The organism is Saccharopolyspora sp. NPDC002578, from assembly GCF_053592695.1.
This window is the reverse complement of record NZ_JBSFWJ010000019.1, coordinates 93,050-99,332: the sequence shown is the minus strand read 5'-3', so window position 1 is coordinate 99,332 and position 6,283 is coordinate 93,050. Positions and strand designations below refer to the sequence as shown.

General features: G+C 73.1%; 5 protein-coding genes and 1 pseudogene. 3 read left to right on the top strand and 3 right to left on the bottom strand.

Annotated elements, in window-relative coordinates:
- Both ACWD38_RS12455 and menD read right to left on the bottom strand, forming a co-directional pair.
- Positions 1–93 (bottom strand): annotated as a pseudogene (locus ACWD38_RS12455) (mycothiol synthase); the annotation flags it as partial.
- An 83-nt stretch (positions 94–176) separates the two neighbouring features.
- Entirely contained in the window at positions 177–1,853 is a 1,677-nt protein-coding gene (menD, locus tag ACWD38_RS12450; RefSeq protein ID WP_184476059.1) for a 2-succinyl-5-enolpyruvyl-6-hydroxy-3-cyclohexene-1-carboxylic-acid synthase, read from the bottom strand.
- A gap of 168 nt (positions 1,854–2,021) precedes the next feature.
- Here menD and ACWD38_RS12445 point away from each other — a divergent pair, with 168 nt between their 5' ends.
- From ACWD38_RS12445 to ACWD38_RS12435, 3 genes are all read left to right on the top strand, one after another.
- Positions 2,022–2,945 (top strand): 1,4-dihydroxy-2-naphthoyl-CoA synthase, encoded by a 924-nt coding sequence (locus tag ACWD38_RS12445; protein ID WP_184476057.1) that lies wholly within the window; start codon positions 2,022–2,024, stop codon positions 2,943–2,945.
- A gap of 234 nt (positions 2,946–3,179) precedes the next feature.
- Positions 3,180–4,364: an o-succinylbenzoate--CoA ligase gene (gene menE, locus ACWD38_RS12440; RefSeq protein ID WP_184484556.1), complete on the top strand. Its 1,185-nt coding sequence runs from the start codon at positions 3,180–3,182 to the stop codon at positions 4,362–4,364.
- A 28-nt stretch (positions 4,365–4,392) separates the two neighbouring features.
- Positions 4,393–5,265 carry a 1,4-dihydroxy-2-naphthoate polyprenyltransferase gene (locus ACWD38_RS12435; protein WP_184476054.1) on the top strand — a complete coding sequence of 291 codons (873 nt, stop codon included), beginning with the start codon at positions 4,393–4,395 and terminating at the stop codon, positions 5,263–5,265.
- A 435-nt stretch (positions 5,266–5,700) separates the two neighbouring features.
- On the opposite strand, the gene ACWD38_RS12430 is transcribed toward ACWD38_RS12435, so the two are convergent.
- Positions 5,701–6,276 (bottom strand): DUF3558 family protein, encoded by a 576-nt coding sequence (locus ACWD38_RS12430; RefSeq protein ID WP_450124087.1) that lies wholly within the window; start codon positions 6,274–6,276, stop codon positions 5,701–5,703.
- Positions 6,277–6,283 lie beyond the last annotated feature (7 nt).

The following is a 6,283-nucleotide window of genomic DNA, read 5'->3' as shown; positions in this document are numbered from 1 at the left end:
CAACGACTTCCCCAAGCCATTACCCTGCGTGTCCGGGTCGACTCCGACGACGTAGACCTCGCCCTCGCCGCCGGGATGCACCTTCGTCCAGTGGACTCGGGAAAAAGATCCCGCAGCGAGAAGACGACTGAGGTTCCGCCACCCCGCCCCTGCTCAGGCCAAGAACAAGCAGGGCGTCACCCGATCAAAACAGAGCTGACTGCGGACTGGAGGCGGGCGTGGAGGCTGCGGGTCTGCGACCTGTCGGCCTGGATCTCCACGACGCGCAGCCCCGGTGGCCCGTGCAGGGCGGCCGGGAAGTCCGAGCGCTGCCGCACCCGCACGTGCTCCACGCCGTGCGCCGCGCACAGCTGGGCGAGGTCGGTGCCGTGCGGGGTGCCGAAGACCCGCTCGAACGAGCCGCGGTGTTCGGGGCCGCCCTGTTCCAGCAGCGAGAAGATGCCGCCGCCGTCGTCGTTGAGCACCACGATCGTCAGGTCCGGGCGCTGCTCCTGCGGCCCGAGCAGCAACCCGTTCCCGTCGTGCAGGAACGTGAGGTCTCCGAGCAGCGCGTACGTCGGCCCGTCGTGCGCCAGCGCGGCCCCGATCGCCGTCGAGACGGTCCCGTCGATCCCGGCCACGCCTCGGTTGCGGTGCACCGCGACGTCCGGGCGGTGCCGTGCCGCCAGCGCCACGTCCCGGCTCGGGTTCGACGAGCCCAGCACCAGCAGCGAGCGGGCCGGCAGCTCGTCGACCAGGTCCCTGGCGAGCACCGGCCCGTTCGGCCAGCGCTCCAGGTCGAGCGCGGCGTGCAGCGCGGCGGCGACCTTCTGGTCCGCCTGCTGCCAGGCGGTGAGCCATTCCGGGTCGGCCGAGCGGGTCGGCCCGGCCTCGAAGGTGTGCGCGACCTCCCGCACCGCGTGGCCGGGCGACGGCCAGTCCGCGTCGCCGCCGTGCGCCAGCAGCACCTCCACCCCGGCATCGGTGAGCAGCGACTGCACCTGGCGGAACACCGTCGGCCTGCCCACGCACAGCACCTGTTCCGGGCGGTGTTCGCGGACGAACTCGGGCTGGTTCAGCAGCCACATCCCGGTGCTGATCGCCGCGCCGCCGGGGAGCCCGACGCCGCCGGTCTCCGACAGCACCGGCCAGCCGTGCCGTTCGCCCCAGGCTCCGGCCGCGTCGGCGCTCCCGTCCGCGGCGAGCACCAGCCCGCGCCGCGCCGTCGGCCCGCGCAGGCTGCTGGGGCCGCCGCCGTCGACGGCGGCTTCGGTCCACGGCCCGCCGTCGGCGCGGCCGTCCAAGGGCTCGCACCACTCGAGATCGCCGGTCGGCACCAGCGGCTCCCGGAACGGCAGATTCAGGTGCACCGGGCCGGATCGCGCCGTGCCCAGCGCCGCCTGCCGGGCGCGGCAGACCTGGCTGCGCCAGTAGGCCTGCTGCCCGGGGCGGTTCTCGGCGACGCCCAGCTCGTCGAACATCCGGACCTGCGGACCGAACATGCGGTGCTGGTCGATCGTCTGGTTGGCCCCGGCCGCGCGCAGCTCCGGCGGGCGGTCCGCGGTGAGCACGATCAGCGGAATCCCCGCCTGGGTCGCTTCGCTGACCGCGGGGTGCAGGTTCGCCGCGGCGGTGCCCGACGTGCCCGCCACCACCACCGGCCATCCGCTGCGCGCCGCCAGCCCCAAGGCCAGGAACCCGGCGCTGCGCTCGTCGATGCGGACGTGCAGCCGGACCCGGCCCTCCTGCGACGCCCGGTGCAGGGCGAACGAGAGCGGCGCGTTGCGCGAACCCGGAGAGAGCACGACGTGCCGAACCCGGTTGCGGATCAGCTCATCGACGATGACCTCGGCCTGTGCCGTGGACGGATTCAACCCATCACCCCGGACTCCCTCGCACGCTGCCTGACCGCTCCCAGTGTCGCCGGGGCCGCCGGGCCGCTTCGACCCGGTGTCATCCCGGCCGAGCGACGTGCCACCGCTCACACTGGCCGGCGCCCTCCTGGTGTTCAGCACGCCGAGACGGGACCTATTGTCCCAGGCGTGCTGAACTCGCGTGTCTCTGAGCTGTTCGACCCGGCCGTGTGGGAACCCGTCAGCGGGTTCGACTTCACCGACATCACCTATCACCGCTGCGTCGAGGACGGTCCCGGCCGCGGCACCGTGCGCATCGCGTTCGACCGGCCCGAGGTCCGCAACGCCTTCCGGCCGCACACCGTGGACGAGCTGTTCCGCGCGCTCGACCACGCGCGGATGTGCAGCGACGTCGGGGCCGTGCTGCTGACCGGGAACGGGCCGTCGCCCAAGGACGCGGGCTGGGCGTTCTGCTCCGGCGGTGATCAGCGAATCCGCGGCCGGTCCGGTTACCAGTACGCCGCGGGCGAGACCGCCGACACCGTCGATCCGGCGCGGGCCGGGCGGCTGCACATCCTGGAGGTGCAGCGGCTGATCCGGTTCATGCCGAAGCTGGTCATCGCGGTGGTCCCCGGCTGGGCCGCGGGGGGCGGGCACAGCCTGCACGTCGTGTGCGATCTCACCCTCGCCAGCGCCGAGCACGCCCGCTTCAAGCAGACCGACGCCGACGTCGGGAGCTTCGACGGCGGTTTCGGCAGCGCCTACCTGGCCCGGCAGGTCGGGCAGAAGTTCGCCCGCGAGATCTTCGCCCTCGGCCGCCCCTACGACGCCGAGCAGGCGCACCGGATGGGGATGGTCAACGAGGTCGTGCCGCACGCCGAACTGGAGGCGACCGCCCTGCAGTGGGCACGGGAGATCAACGGCAAGTCGCCGACGGCGCAGCGCATGCTGAAGTACTCGTTCAACGCGATCGACGACGGCCTGGTCGGACAGCAGCTGTTCGCCGGGGAGACGACGCGGCTGGCGTACATGACCGACGAGGCGGTCGAGGGCCGGGACGCGTTCCTCCAGCGCCGGGAGCCCGACTGGACGCCGTTCCCCTGGTACTACTGACCGGTTCCGCACGGGAGTGCCCGGCAGGGCCGTCCGCCCGGTGATCGGGTGACCGCAGGAGTTCATCGTCCGCACCGCCTTCGCTCGCAGGTCGCTCTGACATGACCATCGACCGGCCGAGTCGAACAGTTGAGCGATATCATCCGAACTGGTGATCGAAGGCCGGTGATCGAGCGCACGGTGACCGCCCACCGCCGCACCGGCCGCACCGGCGGTGGGCGCAAGATGGCGGGCATGCCAGCCCGCGAACTCCGGCCGCTGCCCGTCCCGGCGGGCCCCCAGGCGACGACGGTGCTGCCCGCGCTGCGCCGCGCGCTCGACGGCGACGGCCCGGCGCTGCTCCCGGTCGCCCCGGACGGCGACGCCGCGATCGTCGAAGCGATGGGCGCGGACGTCCCGCTGCGACCCGGCGAGGACGATCCGTCGAACCCGACCGCCCTGGTCATCGCCACCTCCGGCTCGACGGGGACGCCCAAGGGCGTGCTGCTGCCCGCCGCCGCGCTGCGCGCCTCGGCCGAGGCCACCCACCGGCGCCTCGGCGGTCCGGGGCACTGGCTGCTGGCGATGCCCGCGCACCACGTCGCCGGGATCCAGGTGCTGGTGCGGGCGCTGCTCGCGGGCACGCCGCTGGAAGCGGTGGACGCCGCGGCGGGCTTCCGCCCGGACCGGTTCGCCACGGCCGCCCGCCGGAGCCTCGCCGCGCCGGGCAGGCACTACACGGCGCTGGTGCCGACCCAGCTGCGCAGGCTGCTGGACGACGCCGCGGGCGTGGCCGCGCTGCGGGAGTTCGACGCCGTCCTGCTCGGCGGCGCCGCCACCCCGCCCGTGCTGCGCGAGCAGGCCGCGGCGGCCGGGGTGCGGGTGGTGACGACCTACGGCATGAGCGAGACCGCGGGCGGCTGCGTCTACGACGGCGTCCCGCTGGACGGCGTGCGCCTGCACGTCGAGGCGGCCGAGGACGGTTCCGGGCCGGTGGCACTGGCCGGGCCCACCCTGGCCCGCGGGTACCGGGCTCAGGAGGCGGCGAGCGCGTTCCGCGACGGCTGGTTCCACACCGGCGACCTGGGCCGCGTCGACGGCGGCAGGTTGGAGATCCTCGGCCGGGCCGACGACGTGATCATCACGGGCGGCGTGAACGTCGCCCCCGTCCTGGTGGAGCGCGTCCTCACCGAGCACCCCGGCGTCCGCGAGGCGTGCGTGCTGGGCATCGACGATCCGGAGTGGGGCCAGGCCGTGGTCGCGGTCGTCGTGCCCGCCGACCCGTCGGCGCCACCGCCGGTGGCGGAACTGCGCACGTCGGTGCGGGACCGCGCGGGTGCGGCGAGCACGCCGAAGCGCATCGAGTTCGTGGCCGAGCTGCCGTTGCGCGGCCCCGGCAAGCCGGACCGGCGCTCGTTGCGCGCGACTCTCACCCGGTGACGAGGAGTGATGCGCGAAGATGATTCACATGGCGACCGTGAAGCAGTGGATTGAGGGCGCACGCCTGCGGACGTGGCCGAACGCGATCGCGCCGGTCCTGGTCGGCACCGGGGCGGCGACCGGGGTGGACCAGTGGAGCGTGCCGATCGCGCTGCTCGCGCTGGCGGTGTCGCTGCTGCTGATCACCGGGGTGAACTTCGCGAACGACTACTCGGACGGCATCCGGGGCACCGACGCCGATCGGGTCGGCCCGTTCCGGCTGGTCGGTTCGGGTGCGGCCGACCCGGTGGCGGTGCGCAACGCGGCGTTCGGCTGCTTCGGCCTGGGCGCGCTCGCGGGCATCGGCGTGGTCGTGCTGAGCGGGCAGTGGTGGATGCTGCTGCTCGGCGCGCTGTGCATCGCGGGAGCCTGGTACTACACCGGCGGCAAGCGGCCGTACGGCTACGCGGGGCTCGGCGAGATCGCCGTGTTCGTGTTCTTCGGCTTGATCGCGGTGCTCGGCACGATGTTCGTGCAGGCGGGCACGATCAGCGGTTTCGGCGTCGGTGGCGCGGTGGCCATCGGCTCGTTCTCCAGCGCCGTGCTGGTGGCGAACAACCTGCGCGACATCCCGACGGACCGGGTCACCGGCAAGCGCACCTTGGCGGTCCTGCTGGGCGACCGCGACACCCGCACCCTGTACGTGACGCTGGCGCTGATCCCGTTCCTGATCACCGTGCTGATCGGCCTGCGCAACTCCTGGGCGCTGCTGGGCTTCCTGGCCCTGCCCCTGCTGATCAATTCGGTGCTGGCCGTGACCAGGGGCGGCACCGGGCGCAAGCTCATCCCCGCCCTCCGCGACACGGGCTTGGCCATGCTCGTCTGGGCCCTCGCCACCGCCCTGGCCCTCGCATTCGGCTGACCGACGAGCACCCACCCCCACCCGGCGCAGCGAAGCGAACCCGCACCGCGCGGCGAAGCTCACCTGCCTCACTTCGCGGCGAAGCCGTGCCTTGGGCCGCGAAGCGAAGCCTGCTCTGCGGCCGAAAGGCCGTGCCTAGCGGCGAAGCCGTGCTCTGGGCTGCGAAGCAAGCCTGCTTAGCGGCCGAAAGGCCGTGCATGGCGGCGAAGCCGTGCCTTGGGCTGCGAAGCAAGCCTGCCTTGCGGCGAAGCCGTGCCTGTATTCGCGAAGCGAATAGCCCACGTCAAAAAGCCGACCACCCGCGGGTTCTCAGTGAGCCTCTCGCGAGGACAGCTTTTTCCCTCGTGGCGGAGCCACTTGGGAAAAAGATCCCGCAGCGAGAGGCTCACTGAGGTTCCGCCACCCGACCACCAAAGCAAAACGACCGGGAAAGCATCACCGCACGGCGGCGAGGACGTACTGGGTTATTCCCTGGGCTGCTTCGCACTCGTCGGAATCGGCTTCGGCGGCCTTCGCCGTGACCTGGAGGGTCGCGTCTCCCGCGGCGGCGAACACGGTGCAGTCGTTGGCGCGCAACGTTTCCGTGCCGGGCAGCTCGCCGAGGCGCACCTCGTCCTCCCCGAGATCCGAGTAGCCCTCGGGCTGGGAGGCGATCAGGATCGAGCGCACGCCGCTGTCGGCTTGGAACTGGCAGCCGCGCACCGGCGGTTCGAATCCGATCTCGCGCGGGACTCCGGGCCGCACGGTGTAGCCGAACTGCGCGAGTTCGTCCACGGTGATCAGCCCGCACAGCTGCGGCGCGGAGGCGCCCGCGAGGCTCCGGCGTTGCTGCGGCGGCACTTCGCGGGTGATCGACGGCGTCACCGATTCCGGTTCGGTCTGGTCGCTGCCGCTCGTGGCCGGTGCGCTGCTCGGCGCGGGCGGCGTCCCGCCCGAGGTGCAGGCGGCGAGCACGACGGCGAGCGCGGCCGTGGGTACCAGCACCGCGGCTGAGTTCGTCGGCCGGCGCATGCCCCTC